Origin of the sequence: Dyadobacter sp. CY327 (genome assembly GCF_021390415.1) — a bacterium.
Taxonomy (GTDB): Bacteria; Bacteroidota; Bacteroidia; order Cytophagales; family Spirosomataceae; genus Dyadobacter; species Dyadobacter chenhuakuii.
The window spans coordinates 497,776-513,166 of the sequence record NZ_JAJUXJ010000001.1; the positions used below are offsets into that span (position 1 = coordinate 497,776).

12 protein-coding genes, 1 tRNA gene and 1 pseudogene are annotated in these 15,391 nt (G+C 44.7%); 6 read left to right on the forward strand and 8 right to left on the reverse strand.

Annotated elements, in window-relative coordinates:
* Window positions 1–66: 66 nt before the first annotated feature.
* Together LZG74_RS02135 and LZG74_RS02140 are read left to right on the forward strand one after the other, a co-directional pair.
* Window positions 67–140: transfer RNA gene (locus LZG74_RS02135), tRNA-Arg, on the forward strand.
* A 274-nt stretch (window positions 141–414) separates the two neighbouring features.
* A complete protein-coding gene (locus LZG74_RS02140) occupies window positions 415–1,611 on the forward strand; it encodes a site-specific integrase (RefSeq protein WP_233795001.1) in 1,197 nt (398 codons plus the stop codon).
* A gap of 895 nt (window positions 1,612–2,506) precedes the next feature.
* On the opposite strand, the gene LZG74_RS02145 is transcribed toward LZG74_RS02140, so the two are convergent.
* From LZG74_RS02145 to LZG74_RS02170, 6 genes and pseudogenes are all read right to left on the reverse strand, one after another.
* Window positions 2,507–2,872 (reverse strand): helix-turn-helix domain-containing protein, encoded by a 366-nt coding sequence (locus LZG74_RS02145; RefSeq protein ID WP_233795002.1) that lies wholly within the window; start codon window positions 2,870–2,872, stop codon window positions 2,507–2,509.
* Window positions 2,865–3,368, reverse strand: coding sequence for a hypothetical protein (locus tag LZG74_RS02150; protein WP_233795003.1), 504 nt, complete (start codon window positions 3,366–3,368; stop codon window positions 2,865–2,867). Before LZG74_RS02150 ends, LZG74_RS02145 begins: the two co-directional genes overlap by 8 nt.
* Window positions 3,369–3,460: 92 nt before the next feature.
* A complete protein-coding gene (locus LZG74_RS02155; protein ID WP_233795004.1) occupies window positions 3,461–4,366 on the reverse strand; it encodes an alpha/beta fold hydrolase in 906 nt (301 codons plus the stop codon).
* 178 nt (window positions 4,367–4,544) lie between these two features.
* Window positions 4,545–5,444 carry a hypothetical protein gene (locus LZG74_RS02160; RefSeq protein WP_233795005.1) on the reverse strand — a complete coding sequence of 300 codons (900 nt, stop codon included), beginning with the start codon at window positions 5,442–5,444 and terminating at the stop codon, window positions 4,545–4,547.
* A gap of 31 nt (window positions 5,445–5,475) precedes the next feature.
* Window positions 5,476–5,799: a nuclear transport factor 2 family protein gene (locus LZG74_RS02165; protein ID WP_233795006.1), complete on the reverse strand. Its 324-nt coding sequence runs from the start codon at window positions 5,797–5,799 to the stop codon at window positions 5,476–5,478.
* Window positions 5,800–5,865: 66 nt separating this feature from the next.
* Window positions 5,866–6,650, reverse strand: a pseudogene (locus tag LZG74_RS02170) (SDR family oxidoreductase).
* A 128-nt stretch (window positions 6,651–6,778) separates the two neighbouring features.
* Here LZG74_RS02170 and LZG74_RS02175 point away from each other — a divergent pair.
* A complete protein-coding gene (locus LZG74_RS02175) occupies window positions 6,779–7,168 on the forward strand; it encodes a helix-turn-helix domain-containing protein (RefSeq protein ID WP_233795007.1) in 390 nt (129 codons plus the stop codon).
* Window positions 7,169–7,230: 62 nt separating this feature from the next.
* Here LZG74_RS02175 and LZG74_RS02180 read toward each other — a convergent pair whose 3' ends face one another.
* Window positions 7,231–8,511 (reverse strand): condensation domain-containing protein, encoded by a 1,281-nt coding sequence (locus LZG74_RS02180; protein ID WP_233795008.1) that lies wholly within the window; start codon window positions 8,509–8,511, stop codon window positions 7,231–7,233.
* A gap of 595 nt (window positions 8,512–9,106) precedes the next feature.
* Complete coding sequence (locus LZG74_RS02185; protein ID WP_233795009.1) at window positions 9,107–9,574, reverse strand: response regulator; 468 nt, start codon at window positions 9,572–9,574, stop codon at window positions 9,107–9,109.
* A 200-nt stretch (window positions 9,575–9,774) separates the two neighbouring features.
* On the opposite strand from LZG74_RS02185, the gene LZG74_RS02190 reads away from it, so the two are divergent.
* The 3 genes from LZG74_RS02190 (at window position 9,775) to LZG74_RS02200 (ending at window position 15,363) form a co-directional block, all read left to right on the forward strand.
* Window positions 9,775–10,356 carry an RNA polymerase sigma-70 factor gene (locus tag LZG74_RS02190; protein ID WP_233795010.1) on the forward strand — a complete coding sequence of 194 codons (582 nt, stop codon included), beginning with the start codon at window positions 9,775–9,777 and terminating at the stop codon, window positions 10,354–10,356.
* Between the two features lie 81 nt (window positions 10,357–10,437).
* Window positions 10,438–11,631, forward strand: a complete 1,194-nt coding sequence (locus tag LZG74_RS02195; RefSeq protein WP_233795011.1) for a FecR family protein — start codon at window positions 10,438–10,440, stop codon at window positions 11,629–11,631.
* Between the two features lie 273 nt (window positions 11,632–11,904).
* Window positions 11,905–15,363: a TonB-dependent receptor gene (locus LZG74_RS02200; RefSeq protein WP_233795012.1), complete on the forward strand. Its 3,459-nt coding sequence runs from the start codon at window positions 11,905–11,907 to the stop codon at window positions 15,361–15,363.
* Window positions 15,364–15,391: the final 28 nt, after the last annotated feature.

A 15,391-nucleotide genomic window follows, 5' to 3' on the forward strand; every position in this document is an offset into this window, starting at 1 on the left:
TTTTTTGCAATCTACTATTGCTCCAAGCGCCTCCATTTCCTATCTTTGCACTCCAATTAAGGAATTGGTTGCGTAGCTCAATTGGATAGAGCACCTGACTACGGATCAGGAGGTTTGGGGTTCGAATCCCTACGTGACCACTTAGTTCAATACTAAAAAGCATCAAAAGGCCTGTAAATCAATGATTTACGGGCCTTTTTTTTTGTCAAAAAACACCAAAAAATACAGGTTTTCGCAGTGTTTTGGTGAGCATTTGGTGAGCAAGCAAAAGGGACAGAAAAAGTGCTCACCAGAATCGTCGTAAATGACTGTATCATACCTGTTTACGGCGTAAACATCTTGATTTTTGGGTGGTTGCAATCGTAGTTTTATCAACCATTAAAACAGATTGCTATGTTGACAAACAGGTTTTCGATGCTTTTTTATCTTAAGAAAAGAAGCAACTTCGTATCCGGCTCGCTGCCCATTTACATTCGGGTTTCGATTGGAAGTGAAAGATTTGAGCTGGCTACAAAGCGGGAATGCGAGCCGGAAAAGTGGAATGCAGCTGCTGGCAGGAAGAACGGAACGCGGGAAGACACAAGGTTGCTCAATGCCTACCTTGATACCTTCCAGGCAAAAGTTTATGAGGCGCACCGGCAATTAATGGCCACAGGTAACGAAATTACGATTGAAGCCTTGAAAGCATCGGTCACGGGAGTTGCTGAAAAGAAGATCATGTTTCTCGAACAGTTCGCAAAGCATAACGCCCGGCTTGTCGAATTGAAAGGCACCGACTATGCGCATGGTACTATCTTGCGGTACAATACTTCGTACCAGCACACCAAGGAATATATCAAATGGAAATTCAAGTCAGAGGACATTGAGATTGAAAAACTGAATTACGAATTCATCACTGACTTTGAATTCTGGCTTAAAACCCAAAAGAAGTGCGGGCATAACACCACCATGCGCTATCTGGGATACTGCAAGAAAATTGTTCTCGGCCTGATCAAAACGGGATCGTTGCCCAGAGATCCATTCTTTGGGTACAAGGTGCATAAGAAGGAAACGAACCGTGCAGCCCTCACAGAAAAGGAACTTAAAGTGATAGCCAATAAAATATTCCCATCTGCCAGGCTCTCACAAGTGCGGGATATTTTTCTTTTTAGCTGCTACACCGGATTGTCGTATGTGGATGTGCAGAAACTCACCCGTTCGGAAATTACGATCGGGCAGGATGGCGAGCAATGGCTGATCATCAACCGGCAAAAAACAGATTCTCAGTCCAGAGTATTACTCTTGCCCGTGCCTTTGCAGATTATCGCCAAATACGAGGATGAACCGCAATGCGAGATTAGTGGCAAGCTACTCCCTGTATCGAGCAATCAAAAAATGAATGCTTATTTGAAAGAAATCGCTGCGGTTTGTGGGATTGACCGGAATATCTCGTTTCACATTGCCCGGCACACATTTGCGACTACGGTTACGCTCTCAAATGGAGTTCCGATGGAGAGCGTGTCAAAGATGCTGGGGCATTCGAATATTCGGACGACTCAGATTTACGCCAAGATCGTGGATCGAAAGATTAGTGAGGATATGAGGTCCCTTAGGGAGAAATTATCACATTAATTTTCCTTGGAAGTCAGGGCATAAGCAATTCATTCAAAGCAGAAAGTGACGGGGGTTTACCCCTTGGCTGCAAATCCATGAGGCGGTTTAAGGAGCGGCGAGAGCCGGGGGCGCCTAGCCGCGGTAAATAGTCGACGGATTTGCAGTCGTCGCTTTTTGCTTTGTAGCTTTCGTTGCGCTGGGTTGCAAGCGTACTTATTTCTTACAACCCAATAGAAAACCCTTCTGCTTTTTCCGTTTCGGTTTTTTCGGCTGGTGCGGCATGGTTTTGCCATCCTTAACGGGAGACAACAATGCATCTACATGCGACTTGTCGTTTCCCTGCTGAACATCAATACTAGCTTGATGAGTGTTGCCAAGGTTAGCGGTCACCCACATTCATTCTATTCATTTGAGACTTCTGCTGATGAAGAGAAAATGATCGTCAGCCCAACGCTCGGTAATCCTTTTCGCGCTATACTGTTTGCCCAACGCTTTCGTTAAAAGTACATTTCGTTCGGTAAACTATGCAGGTGATCCCATAGTGATGTTTAACACTGCAACCATTGAATCACCAGCGTATGGTCTGCTATTCCTTTTGTTTCCCTATGTCTTCCAAAATAAGCTATGAGCCGCAAGGCGAATAGCAGGGGTCCAGGGGTTTTCCCATGGCCAGCCGCCGGGGAGTCGCTTTTTGCGACGTACCGGCGATAGCTGGCTGTGGAAAAATCACCGTGATTCTCGAAAAAATTTGAATTTGTTTGTCTTTGTTTAAAAATTTGAATTGACTTCTAGAAGGGTTTGCTTGTAGTGGCGGAGTCTGTCAGGGAGTGTACGCAGGACGCGAATTTTCTCTCGGAGGCTGAATAAATCCGGCGGGCAGTTTCCGGATAATTTACGGGCATTGTTATGTAAATTACAAAATGCCCTGCCCCAAAAAGCTCGCTCGGAAGCCCGACGGAGACTCACCCGTTTTAGTTTGAAACAGCCTGCTGAAATAAGCCGGGTCATTATAACCAAGGTCGTAGGCGATTTCTTTTGCCGTAAGCGATGTGTGAACGAGCAATCGTTTTGCTTCTAAAACAATCCGGTTTTTGATCACTTCGTTGGGTTGTGGCAGCCGAAGACGGTTAAACTTATGGGTAATCGTTTTCGGCGCCATACATAAAAAGTCCGCGTAATCGGCGACGGTGTGTTTTGATTTATAATGCTCTTCTACCAACCGCGTAAACTTGCGGAAAAATTCCAGATCGCTCTGTTGCTCCGTTACTGAATTATCCAAATGCTGCCTTTTCCAGGGAGCGTGTAGCGCGTATCAAAAGTTGTTTGAGGTAAGTCCTCACCATTTCTTCCAGCGAGCTGTCTTTAAGCTGAAACTCCTGAATCATTTCTTTAAATAAGCCTCCCAAAAAAGCAATTTCTTCTTCCGAAGCCTCTACTTTGGGCATATTGCGAATGTTGTTAAAAAGCAGCCCATCGCACGCAACTTCCTGATCGTGAATTTGAATACAATAAAAATCACGGTTGTAAAATATAAAGTAACCGCTTTCTTCGCCCGCTTTTTCCAGTTCCAGATATTGATTTGGACTGATAAAGAAGAGGGTTGGTTGCTGTGTGTCGTAACAGGCAAAATCCACTCTGAGCTTGTAGCCTGCGGGTAAGTAAAGGATCTTGATGTATTGCTTGTAATCGGGTCCATTGATGGCGTCGGTTTGCGCTTGACTTACATGCAGTAATCCCAATGTCTTTAAATTATTGTTGAAAACCGTCGTACTCATGGCTATATACGCTGAATGTTGGTAATATCTTTGGTTTAAATCGGGAAAAGTCCCTGTGAAGCGTTAGCCGCTGCACAGGGACGATAGGGTAATTACTTTCTTGCAAATTTTTCGAGCTCGGAGTTAAATTTATCCATTTCTTCAATGAATAACCCGTGTCCGCCTTTCTCAAATTTGACGATATATGAACCCTTAATCGCTTTGTTCAACTGTTCAGCCTGCGAAAAGTCACATAACTTATCATTTACGCCGTGGAATATTGCGACAGGCATTTTGATTTTCGCCAACTCAGGACGCAGATCCAGATCTCGCAATGCTGAGATTGCTTGTGTCGTAGCATAAGGTGAAGCATTCAGGTTAATGTTTTCCAGCCATTTGATCGATTCTGGTGAAAGTCCGCCTTCTTGTCCCTGAAATGCTTTCCCGAAACCTGCTACTAATTGTTCCCGGTTCGTTTTCGTCTGTTTTATCAGATCAGCTGCGCCCTGGTCGGTGATGCCGTAAGGATAGCCATCGCGTTGTTTCCATGATGGGCCGGTTGCACCGAAGACGGCCAGTTTACTGATATGCGCCCCATTGTATTTAGTCACGTAGTGAAGCACCACGGCACTGCCCATTGAAAAGCCACCTAGCGTTGCATTCTCAATTTTCAGTTTTTCCAAAACCACTTTAATGTCGTCTGAGAAAGTGTCAAAATCATATTTTCCGTAAGGCCTGTCCGATTTTCCGAAACCGCGAAGCGAGATGCCTATAACCCTGAATCCCTTTTCAACCAGATATTGGTATTGATATTCATACATTTCATTGTTCAGCGGCCATCCGTGAATGAGGACAACGGGCTGACCTTCGCCAAGGTCAATAACGTGCAGTTTTACATTTTTTTCAACTTCAATGTATTCTTCTCTTCCTGCGGATGCCGGTTTGCGCGTTTGTGCAAATAGGAGTTGGCTTTGGATAAGTGTGAAGATCAATCCGATGGTCAGTGCAATGGTTTTCATTAGCGTAGTAAGTTTAGATTTTTTGAGTAATCAGCTAACAGCTAGCTGATTGTCGTTGTGTTTTGACATTGCAAAGTTGGCACGGAAAGCAGCGCAGAAGAATGGATAAAAGTCAATGCGGCTTGTACATTTTTCCCGACCTGAGAAATTATTTCGTGTAGAAGATCGAAAGTTGCTTCTATCTCGGCTTAACCAGCACATTTTTCATCGGCTCGAACCTGGCCAGCTCAACATTGTCTTTGGTGACCACTATATAAAATGGCTGATTCAGTTTGGCAGTAAGGTGATAAATGGTTGCAAGCTCGGCGATATCCTCAAACCATGCCGCCATTCCATATAAAGAAGGAAATGGCGTTTTCGCTAGCTTAGCATAAACTTCCGGTGCCAGACTGATCGGCACCGGCTTTCCGCTTCGGAAACGCGTTTGTTCTAGCAGCGAATCAATGTATGGATCCGCAGGCACATTCATTAAGCGCCAAACATTTTTTGTAAATGTCGTCGGGTCGACGACTGCATTTGCTTCTGCTGGATGCGGGTTAATGTCCATTACCGCATCGACAATGTGCGTGGCTTCATGCATCAGCACATAAATAATGGCATCCATTTTCCCTCCGTCAACGCGCACGTTATAATTAGAATCAGTTTCCTGCTTAAAACAAGTTCTTTCTTTCCATGTCGCCCACTCAGAAATGTTTTCGTCCAGCAAGCTTGCCCGAAAAGTAATGTTGAACATTTTTGTCGCGCCGCCCATATCAACCGGTGAAGTCAATGCCGTGTTCGGCATGTTATCCATGAAGCTGATGCTTTGTAAATGCTGTTTTAAAATCCGCTGATGTAATGGTGGCAAAAGGGCAAAAGCATTGCTCACTTTTTTATTTTCAGCTGGTGTTAGTTTGTGATTAACAGGCTTCATGCCCGCCTCGCGAAAACTTTTGAAAACACTTTCAGGTGCAATTCTGATCCGTTTGGACGGGTCAGAATTGCTCTGTGAGTCCTTCTTCTGGGCGAAGATTATTGTTGTGGATGACCATACTAACAATATTAAGATTGTCAATGTCAATCCTGATTTTACAATCATATTTACATTTAATATTTATAACAAATCACTATTACGCGGTAATCTTTAACGAGCTGATCAATGTGCCATCCAACTCCAGGTGATATTGCATTACGGCAGGACTGCCGGGAAATGTGCCAGTTACTTCCACGGTGAGCTCGCCTTTTGAGCCGGTTTGATTGAAATCGATCGGTTTTAAATGCATTTGATACTTTTTAGTCGTCTGCCGATTCCAAACCTTAATTTCGTCTCTTCCAGAATAGGACGAGCCTTCGTCTGCCACGGTTGCGTCTGCAGTGAAATATTCAGCAAATGTTGTGCTGTCCTGGTTGTTTTGTGCCTGAATAAGGCCTTCAATGTTGTTTGGAAGTTTCATGATTACGTAAGTTTGAGTTTGATTAAAATGGTTTTTGATTCAAGAATTGTTTTGGTCAGTGCCTGCCTATATCGTCGGTATTGTGCCGCCGTCAATCACGTATTCTGTGCCGGTGAGGTAAGCCGCTCTGGGTGAAACCAGGAAGCCAACCAGCTCGGCCACTTCTTCCGGCCAGGCCGCTCTGCCAAAAGGAATCCCGCCAAGCGCGTTCATGACGCTGCTTTCGGCTTCTTCTTTTGTGCCGCCGGAGCTTTCTGCAATGCGATCCATCATTCTGCTGGATGCAATGGTCATAATCCAGCCCGGTGACACGGTGAGCACGCGAACGCCTTTCGGCGCCACTTCATTCGATAGACTTTTGCTATAATTAACCAATGCTGCCTTCGCCGCCGCATAAGGGAGGGTGGAATCGTAAGGGCAATTTCGCCTGAATGGATGCAATGTGAATAATTACTCCCTCGCGCCGCTGGATCATTCCGGGCAAAAAGCCGCGATCCAGCCGCACGGGAGCGAGCAGATTGGTTTGAAATGAGGTTTCCCAATCATCGTCCGAAAGCACCGCAAAACCCCGCCGGGCGTTTCTGAGCCTCCCATATTGTTGATGAGAATGTCCAGGCGACCGAATTTGTTTGTAATTTCTTCAACCACTTTCTGTGTTCCGTCCGCTTTGCTTAAATTTGCCGTATGAAATGAGTGCCGTTATTTTCTTCTTCCGGCTTGTTTCTGGCTGTAATTATCACTGTTGCGCCGGCTTTCAAAAGGAGGTCTGCGATGGCCTTGCCAGCCCCCTTCGTGCCCCCGATTACCAGTGCAACTTTACCTGCTATTTCGTCTTCAAAATTAAAGTCCATGACCTTGTTGATTTGTTTAGGACAAATTTCAGCACAATGCTTATTGCTGACAAGTAGGGACTTACGATTCAGATAGGGATAAATTTATCCCTATTGAACTGCCAAATGCACATGGTTATATTTGCAGCATGTACGAAAGAAAAACATTGCCCGACCTCAACTGCGGGCTCGACCTGATCGGAGAAGTGCTTTACGGCAAATGGAAAATGAGGCTTTTGTGGTTCATCAACCAAGGCTTCCAACGTCCCAGCGAACTGCAAAGAAAGATCCCCGGCGCATCCCGGCGCGTCCTGAATGTGCAATTGAAAGAATTGGAAAGCCACGAGCTGATTGGCAAAGTGATCTACCCGGTTGTTCCGCCAAAAGTCGAATACTATCTCACCGATTTTGGAAAATCATTGATTCCCGTAATCGGCGCGATCGGCGAATGGGGCGACCAGCATGACCAGCGTTTGCGGTCGCTCATTGAAAGAACATTTGCCAGGCAAGCTGACTCGAATATTATCAATGACGAGTAGTAATTTTTTATATAAACAAAAACCGCCGTGAGTCTCCCCACGACAGTTTCGGATTTATTAAGTTAAGCAAGAAAGCACGATTTGGTAGTTCGGCCTTCGACATCGGAGATATTGCTGGAATCAGCACATCCCTGACAAGCTTCTATCAGGATTTTCTCTATTTCCATAAGCAGACCGGGAATCGGGTTATCGCTCGTGTTGGTCAATCCAAGCGATCCATTGGTCGTCAATGCGCCGATCGTTTGTTCCATTCCTTTCCCTGACCGCACCATCGGACCATATACCGATTCCAGTTTTAATGTTCCAAAATCAGTTTTATATCTGACTTTGACCAGGTTGGTAACCATAATATGATGGTTGAATGCTTGTTTCAATGCATCGATCATCAGTTGCATATCATTGTGACCAAAGACAATGTCCCTGAAAAACGACAGATAGCCCGTCACATATTCAGGTGAGTTGGTCCCGTCAAGCCCAGCTTTCGCCATTCTTGCCAGATTCCAGAAAGATAAATGTCTCTGGTGTTCGAAAAACACGGATTGTGTGGTGATATTCAGGCCGAAATTATCATCCAATTCGAGCGCTCCTCTGGTGCAAATCGGCGAGACTAATTCCATTCTGGTTTCATCCCATTCCGGACGCAATTTCCTGGAAGCCATAAGCACTGCCGCACAGATTGCCCCATGAACGGTTGTATTTTCCTGTCGGGCTCTTTCAAGAATATTCTGCGTTAAATTTTCGGAAAAGCGGTGCGACGAAACCAATGGGTTAACGATATCTGTCTTCATTTTCAGTTCGAGCACATTTTCGACAGTCTGAGCAGGCAGATCTCCTGGAAGATCGAGTGTTTCGTCATTGGACACTTGCGGGTACATTAATGCAAGCTCTTTCCCAGTCACAGCGAGCAGTATATCCCGAACCAGAAAGTTCAATGATGTTCCGTCTGAGACGGTATGGTTTGCTGCCACGATCAGAACCGTGCTGTTCGGTTTTTGAACTAAAACAACCCTTAATAACGGACCATTTTCTGTGTCAAACCTTTCGGAAAGCTCCTTTTCAAGTTCCTGTTCCCAGCGGTAATCTTGCTCCACATGCACCACCCGGAACGGAATAGTCATGTTTTCAACATGCCGCAATGTGGGTCTTGCCAATTCGTCCAGCACAATTCTTACCGAAAGGTTAGGATGGCGTTTTTGCACCTGCTTAATTGCATTCTGCCATTTTTCAACAGGCTCGGTTCCCTTGATGTCTGCGGCCAGGGCGAAATCCTTGGAATCGATTTGGTCGAGCAGCCAAAATGCTTTTTCGAACGCACCTAATGTGCGATTCTGTTTTCTTTTCATTTTACATTGAGTTAAGATGACGGGGACGGCATCGAACCGCCTCCCTTAAACTGAATGCAAAATTGGCAGACTGAAATGCGGGAGAGAATGGACAAAATTCGAGTAGTCATGCACATTTCGCTATCTACGGTTTGCGCTTACATTCGCGAGATAACAAACAAATAAGACCAAAATGCCCTCGATCAGGAATTTATATGTATCGAGGTTCACGCGGATGGATAATTCAAGAAATCATAGGCAAATACAAGAGTTAGGCATATTTATAGGTCGAAAAAATAACTTTAAGCGAACCCCAAAACGACCCGAACCCTGAACCTTTTCATGTGATTTTTGACCTAATATCTTGTCAGCAAGCTGATTATATTTATATTTGACTTACGATTGCACCAACCCCAAAATCAGGTGAGCAGTCGGTGAGCAGCCCTTTTGAGCTACATTTAGGCATTGAAAATCAATAGGTTATAGCGTAGGTTCGAATCCCTACGTGACCACGAGATAATCAAAGACTTAGCAAATTCTGCTAAGTCTTTTTTGTTTTTATTGCAATAACAGTTGCAATAGATTTGGCTATAAGATTTTGAAAGGAGTATAAGGCCTAAACATGATCAAAGTATCTGCAAATGTCTTTCATCATGCGCAGGTATCCATTAAAAGAGTCAGGCTTGCTGTAAAAGCGTTTAATTCCGTTCTTAAGCGCATTGCTCCTAAGTTTTTTATTATCAGATGTTGAAATCATAAAGACAGGGGTAGTATGGAGCTTCCCCTGTGCTGTTCCTGCCTTTATTGTTTCAATTCCATCCATCTGAGGCATGTTCATGTCCAATAGCACAATAGTGTTTTCAGGATTAACAGGAGATTTTTTAATAAAATCTAATCCCGTGTGTGCTTCAATAATAGTCAACTGCAAGTCAGAAACCCGAACAGCCTCGCGGATCAAGAAGCGGTAGTCCCAAGAATGCTTGAGTTTGTTTGTCTTTGTTTGAAAATTTTCCTGATTCTCTAAAAGCTTATTATCTCGATGCATAGCTGCACTTGGTGCGAAGATGTAATAGTTTGCAGGCATTGTTGCAAGAATGAATAAGGATATTATGCTAGATAATAGGAGCATTTATTGTTTCAAAAAAATGCTCTTGATCAAAATTTGTCTAACTCAATTTATTTGAATGCCGTCATAAGCATCGTTAAGTCAACTAATAACAATTGGTTTCGATTATGCGCCATTTCTTGCATTATATTTAAGTTATCTTTAGCCTTTCTAATGATATGGCTTCTTATTACCTAAGTAGTGATCTCGAGTTAGCAGCTCTCATAGCAAATGACGATGACCAGGCATTTGCCGAAATCTATCGTCGTTATAAAGGCGTGCTCTTTTTGCATGCTCACAGGATGCTGGGGGATCAGGAAGAGGCCAAGGACATTTTGCAAGAGCTTTTCACTACACTCTGGGCCAATAGGAAAGGAATCAAACCGCACACCTCCTTTTCATCATACTTATACAAGGCGCTCCGAAATCGTATCTTTGATGTCATTTCCCACAAGAAAGTGGAGCAAAAGTACATTAGTTCGCTGGCTGCATTTATTGAACAAGGTGAATGTGTTACAGACCAGCAGGTTAGAGAAAAAGAACTCACCGTACTCATTGAGCAGGAAGTTTCCCTCCTGCCTCCCAAAATGCGTGAAGTGTTTGAAATGAGCAGAAATACAGACCTATCATACAAGGAAATTGCTCAGGAGCTCCATATATCAGACAAGACAGTAAAAAAACAGGTCAGTAATGCCCTTCACATTCTCAGGCAGAAGCTGGATCTAGCTTTCGTTCTCATGTTTATTTCGAAAGATCTTTAGAAAAGTTAAATTTTTTTCGCGCTGGTCTACTACTTCCATCTGCGCAGCCCGTCTTATATACAGACGCAGAAAACATGTATAATGGACGAATCTCTGGCTAAGGAGTTATTTCAAAAATATAAGGACGGGACATTGACCGAGCAGGAAATGGCGCTGCTGGAAAGCTGGTATACTGCTCACGGAAAATCCTCAACAGTAACCATTACTACCAATGAGATTGAGAAGCACCTGGATCAGGTTTGGGAATCTCTCCCGATACACAAGAATGAGACAGCATCTTATAGCAGCCGGGTTAAACCTCTGAGAAAATGGCTTGCAGTTGCCGCTTCCATTGCCATCGTTGCTACGATCGGCGTGAATGTTTTTATTAAACAGAAAAATGCGCCCAAGATCAAAACTGTTGCCATGGCTCAGGATGCAGCGCCGGGGGATAACAGAGCGAAGCTTACATTGTCAAACGGACACAGTATTATGCTGCACGAAGCTGGCAACGGTAAACTGGCCCAGCAGGGACAAACTGCGGTGATCAAAACAAAGCAGGGAGAAATTGTATATGAATTTGATATGCAGGAAGCGGATGGCGGGGCATGGAAACTGACTTACAATACGATTTCTACCCCAAAGGCAGGCCAATATCAGGTAAAGCTGCCCGACGGAACACGGGTCTGGCTTAATGCTGCCTCGTCTATACATTTCCCTACTGTTTTCCCGACAACAGAACGGGTGGTTGAAATTACTGGCGAAGCATATTTTGAAGTGGCCAAAGTAACCAGAAATTTAAAGCGCGTGCCATTTAAAGTGAAAGCGGGCGAGCAGGTTGTAAAGGTGCTCGGCACACGCTTTAATGTGAATAGCTATGCCGACGAAGCTATCATTCAAACAACTTTAGTGGAAGGAAGTATAAAACTGGAATTAACAGGAAAGGGAAATCAAGGAGTATTGTTGAGGCCAGGAGAACAGGCTTTGTTAGCACGAGACCTGAGAAAAACTACTGACGTGGCTGCCGGGTCATTTAAAGTCAAACAGGTGGATACTCAATCCGTAATTGCATGGAAGGAAGGATATTTCCGCTTTAACAACGTAGGCTTACCAGAATTGATGAGGCAACTTTCTCGCTGGTATGACATGGAGGTAGTTTATGAAGGACCCATAAAAGAATACGAGTTTGTAGGTCAAATCGAACGGAATACCAATTTATCGAAGGTACTGCAGATACTCGAACTGGGCGATGTGCACTTCCGGATTGAAAATAAGAAAATAGTAGTGACTAACTAACCCTCTGAACCAAACCTAAACCTGCGCATTATGGATTAATAAAAAAGAGAAACTAACTACGAAGTTCCAGGAACAAAAAAACCGTCTCAGATCTGACCTGAAACGGTTGATGTCCGGAATGCTCCCAGCCGCAAAGCGGATCAGGAGAGAACTGCCCTTTTTTGATGGAAAAACAATTTTTACAATCCAAACCCAAACAAAAATATGCAAATTTTTTTACACAGGAAAGTAACGTGTATAAACATCCGTTACTTTATTAAATCGATTTTGATAATGAAACTGATAGCGTTTTTAATAGCAATCGCTTGTGTTCATGTATCAGCCGACAGCGTCTCCCAGAAAATTGTCCTTTCTGTTAAGAATGCAACGCTCTCAAATGTATTCACCCGGATTGAACAACAAAGTGGTTATAAGTTTTTTTATGACAACAGAGTGGTAAAAAAAGCAAGGAACGTAACCGCGTCTCTTCAGAGCAGCTCAGTCAAGGAGATCATGGACGAGGTATTGAAGGATCAGCCGCTTACTTATAGCGTTGTGGATAAAACCATTGTGATCAAGAGAAAAGAGGAAAAGTTGCCTGCTCCTCAATCGAGCTTATCCCCGGATCTCTCGGCACCCACAGAAAGTACCTATCCGGGCGCCCAGCAGGATATGGAAAAAAGAATGCAGGGAATGCTCATAGACAAGCTGAACCGTGCTCAGCAAAAGGACATTGCAGTGCGGGGCACCATTACGAATTTAGCTGGGGAAGTCCTTCCGGGAGTAAGCATCCTGCTGAAAGGCGCGCAACTGGGGACAACCTCGGATGAGAACGGGAAATTTCAGCTGGATGTGCCAGATCAGAATGCAAGATTGGTTTTCAGTTACGTGGGATACGTGTCCCAGGAAGTTGCTGTCGGTGCAAGGACTGTTTTTGATATCAGGCTGGCGGAAGACGACAAAGCCCTCGAGGAAGTAGTCGTGGTGGGCTACGGTACGCAGAAAAAAACTTCCGTTACAGGAGCCATTGCTACGATGAAATCCGATGACGTTAAAAACAATCCCGTACCTAATCTGTCCAGCTCGCTGGCGGGAAGATTAAGCGGGGTGTATGTAAGTCAGGCATCTGGCGCGCCGGGGTATGCGCCGCCCATCCGGATACGGTCTATTAACACCTGGAAAACGACCGGGAACGATCCGCTATATGTGATTGACGGTGTAATCATGGATAAAAGAATGTTTGACGCCCTGGATTACTCCGAAGTGGAAAATATTACTGTGCTGAAAGATGCGGCGTCCGGGGCGATATACGGTGCAAGAGCTGCCAATGGAGTGGTGCTTGTAACCACAAAAAGAGGCACATCAGGTAAGTTTCAGCTCAATTATAATTATTCGTACAGTATTGATAACCCCTCCCAAATACCCAGCTACGTGGATGCCCGCGATATGGTCAGGCTCAACAATTACGCACGGACAAGCAGGGGCATTGCACCTGCGTATGATGCTGAAGAAGCTGCCTTCTTTGAAAATAATGATCCGGGACGGGGATGGTATAAACAAGCTTACATAGATCCTGTATTACAAAGACATTCGCTTTCTGCGAGTGGGGGAAGTGATAAGGTGAAGTACTTTGTAGCTGGCTCTTACTTTGACCAGTCGGCATTCATTAAAAATGCAGATTTTAAGAAGTATAATTTCCGCTCCAATATCGATATAAATCTTACCAAGAACTTGACGGGCACGTTTAATGTAGCTTACAATGAGGGTAAAAAGACGCGGTTTGCCATGCAGGAAGACCTGGATGGCTTTGACACAAATCCGACTTTTGGTAGTTTGTGGGGCAGGCTGCTTTATTACCTGCCTAACACGGGGCCAAAAACCTCAGACGGCAAATTCATTAATCCGGGGTGGATAGGCAACCCATTAGCCTTTGTTGAAGAAGGCGGCTCAGTGACGCGCACAGAACGAAACATTGCAATGGTCTTAGGATTAACCTACAATGTTCCATTTGTGCCAGGGTTATCCGTGTCGGGTAAGTTCAGCCCGAATTATGAGGCCAGGACCATGAAGCTTCATGAGCTGAAAACAACATTGTATGATGTTGTGAAAAAGGGAACCAATGGCGCCATTTTCACAGACGAGATTACCGGTAGCATAAAATCCTCTTATCCTAATAAAGAGAGACTGGTGAAAACCCAGGAAGCAACCAACAATTACCAGCTGAACTTCAGCGCCAATTTTACCAAACAGTTCGGTAAGCATAATATCGACGCAATCGCTGTTTATGAGCAGAGTGAAGGCAAATACGATTATTTCTACGGAGTAAGAGAAAATTTCCCGCTTGTACAAAACGACCAGTTATGGGCAACATCATCGGCCAGGGCTGACTCTTATGTAGACGGCACCGAATCGGAAACCGGCCGCGCATCCTATATCGGCCGGGCCATATACAGTTATGACGACAAATATTTCCTGAATGTAACCGCTCGGCGTGATGGATCAATGCTTTTCGGACCTGAGTACCGCTGGGGTTTATTTCCTTCTGTTTCGGCTGGCTGGGTATTGTCAAAAGAAAACTTCTTCAAAGTAAAACACATTGAATTCCTGAAACTGCGTGGTTCATGGGGCTTGGCGGGTAACGATGCTGTCGGTGGTTGGAAATGGAGCGAATCTTATGGGGTGAGCGGCGACTATCTGTTTGGGACCACGCCGCAGCCGCGCGTAGGTTACAATGGAATTGTCAACGAAAAACTTACCTGGGAGAAAACCAGTGAGCTTAATGTAGGTTTTGATGCACAAATATTCGACCGTTTTTCACTTTCGGGGGAATATTTCAAAAGACATAATTACGATATCCTCGATACCCGGATCGCCTCGCTGCCTAACTCTTTCGGAGGAAGTATGCCGCCAGAAAACTATGGTATTGTTGATGGTCACGGCTACGAAATCGAGCTGGGCTACAGTGGGAATGCGGGTGATGTAACGTATGGGGTTAAAGGGAGCTTCTCATATTCTAATAATAAGGTGAAAGTAAGGGATGTGGCTCAGAATGCTCAGGATGTGGATGACCCGAACGGACGCCCGACAGATTACATCAGAATGCTCGTCTCCTCTGGCATCATCCGGACAAGCGAACAATTGGACGCTCTGCCATCCGGCTATACAATTTATGGAAAGCCAGCGGTTTTGGGTATCATCAATTTTGAGGATGTCAATGGTGCACAGGGAGTTCCCGATGGTAAGATCGATGACTATGACAGGCAGGTCCTGAAAGGCAAGCATTCACTTAACCCGTACACATTTGGACTGAACCTTAGGGCCAGCTGGAAGGGTATCGGAATCGACGTATTTGTGCAGGGTGTGACAGGCGGTTCGAAGCTGTATGACGATGGATATAGCAGAAGGTTTTTCGACGGCGCAAGACCACCTTCATTCTGGCTTGATTCATGGTCGCCTGAAAATGTAAATGCGGCCTATCCGCAGCCGGTCACCTGGGACGCATCCAATGACCATTTGCCATCCACTTTTTGGCTGAAGAATGGTAGTTTCCTGCGCTTTCAGAACATAAACCTTAACTACTCCCTGCCCAAAACTTTGACTAAAAAGATCGGCATGTCAGCAGTCAGTTTTTATTTATCCGGAGCCAACCTGCTTACGCTTTCAAAATATGATTTTCATGACCCAAGTGTCGCCAATATGAATTCATATCCGACGATGAAAACCTACACGATGGGCGTAAACCTTTCATTTTAATCAGTTTGCAACTTTCTTATAGAAATAC